Raw genomic sequence first — 2,077 nt, forward strand, 5'->3', positions numbered from 1 at the left:
TTTCGAACCATTCTAAATTAACCAAGTGATGTGAACGGGAATTTTCGTTCATACGGCGAAAGTAATTGATTGTGCCGGGAATTTCTTGAGTGATGGACAGGTATTCATCAAGGAGCTCGATTCGAGTTTTAGTCTGATCGATTTGTGATTGGATCAGATCCAGTAATTTATTTTTGTCGAATTCATCGGCAAATAGTAACGCCCCATAAAATTGCAGGTTCACATATTCCGATTTGGTGCCGTATTTGATCATTAATTTTTCGAATTCTGCCCTTCCCGATTCTGTGACTTTAAAGTTACGGATTTCACGCCCACTGGTTGAGGGTTTCTGCTGAATCTGTTCAATAAAACACTTTTCTTCAAGTTGCTGCAGATTGTAATAAAATGAACCTTTCGTGAAGTTAACAATGTATTTGTAATGACGTTTTTCCATTAAGGCCAGAAGTTCATAGCCGTGAGCTCCGGGGTTCTGGATTAGCAAGCCAAGGATAAGTAAGGGAATTATGGTTTCATCACCTTCGCCATCCGCGCCTCAAATTCCGCGTACGTGATTTTACCCGAAACCAAATCCATACTATGAAGGTAAATCTGTTCTGTTTTAGAATAGTCACCACTCACTTTCAGTGATTGCTCCTCTCCCGAAAGGGGTTTCAGGATATGGTGCTTTTTCGAAAAAGCCTCGAAATAGCGGTAACCGAATTTGCGTTGTGAAGCTGCGTCTAAATGAATGCCATCAGGATTCGCAGTCAAACCTGCTGCAGTAACAAAATAACAATTCTGTTGTTCATTAGCAAAACGCAGCAATTGTTCATTAACCTGTCGAAATTCGGTCGCGTGCTGTCCAAAACCGGTCTCCCCAAGAAAGTCACCAAGCCCTCCAATAATCAACGGTACCTCATCAAGTTTCAACTCGTTTCTTAGCGTCTCGATGATAAGGGTTAATTTCTCGTAATAAGTTTCATGTAGCGAACGATAACTGTCACTCTCACCCTGGTGCCAAAGGATTCCACAAATTTGACTGGACCGGAGGGCGAAGCGGGCTTCGGACAAAGCATGCTGAAAAAGGATGCCTTCCGGATGCCAGTCATTCAATGAACTGCCACCTTCCGCACAAGGGATCAAGCCAATTTCTTCATCGGGATGAGCTTTCGACCATGCATCTGCAAAAGATGCCGCCAGGCCAACGCCGGAAACCGGACGGTCGTAATTAATCGGCTCTGTCATCATCTGCCACTGTCCATTGCGCAGCATTTTTATTTTTTCATTATAGATAGGGTCTACTTCATTCAAAAATCCACGGCCCGCCATATTCGACTGCCCCAACATTAAAAAAGACTTTATCATCTAATTGTTCACTTCTTTACATCAATATTTTAGTCTAATTAGACTATAGTCAATTCAGTTTGTCTTGTAAAGTTTTAATAAGGTTTTACTTTTATTATTAGTATGTATGAAAAACAAACTAACATTGAAAATTTGATGGATGTATTTGAGAAATAGCAAGTTCTTTTGCGTTTTCTTATTCAACTATCGGGGGCTTTAGTTCAATTCACAATCGGGCGCGATTATTGAACAAGAACTAAAGGAGTGATACATATTAGTCATGTATAATATGTATCACTCCTTATTTTTTATGGCTTTTTTTGATTTAGGTCTTGATAAACAATGAAAAAACAACAAAAACCCTGTCATGTAAGGGTTCCTATGAGGTTCAAAATCATTTTTCATAGGAAATACGTTTAATGATGGGGGTGTATCCCAAATGAAATGGATTGTTAAAAAGGGAGGGCTATGTTGAAGGGGTTAAATATCAATAAAAAATTATTAAAAAGGTTAACGATTGTACCAATTCTATTCATTTGTTATGTTTTATTTTTAAATCCTGAAGTTATACTTGAAGAGCAATGTCCTAATAAGCCTTATAGTTTAACAATTGTAAAGCACGGGACAGGTATATTTGATAAGAAAATTGTTCTAATATATTACAAGATCAACGGAAAAACAGTAGCTGTTGGGGATTTGGTGTTTTTTTGAGAATTTTGACAGATATATATGTGTTATGGGGGATTCATATACA

Annotated in this window: 3 protein-coding genes; 1 reads left to right on the top strand and 2 read right to left on the bottom strand. The window is 38.3% G+C overall.

The genetic code is table 11. The features are described from left to right. Positions 1 to 505 (bottom strand): PadR family transcriptional regulator (locus RAC86_RS38110; protein ID WP_377886899.1); only part of this gene is annotated, 505 nt, incomplete at its 3' end. Beyond that, positions 502 to 1,344, bottom strand: a complete 843-nt coding sequence (locus tag RAC86_RS38115) for a sialate O-acetylesterase (RefSeq protein ID WP_072566591.1) — start codon at positions 1,342 to 1,344, stop codon at positions 502 to 504. The genes RAC86_RS38115 and RAC86_RS38110, both read right to left, overlap by 4 nt. A gap of 450 nt (positions 1,345 to 1,794) precedes the next feature. On the opposite strand from RAC86_RS38115, the gene RAC86_RS38120 reads away from it, so the two are divergent. Then, entirely contained in the window at positions 1,795 to 2,034 is a 240-nt protein-coding gene (locus RAC86_RS38120) for a hypothetical protein (protein WP_377886898.1), read from the top strand. Positions 2,035 to 2,077: the final 43 nt, after the last annotated feature.

Source organism: Bacillus sp. LR_5 (assembly GCF_042709275.1).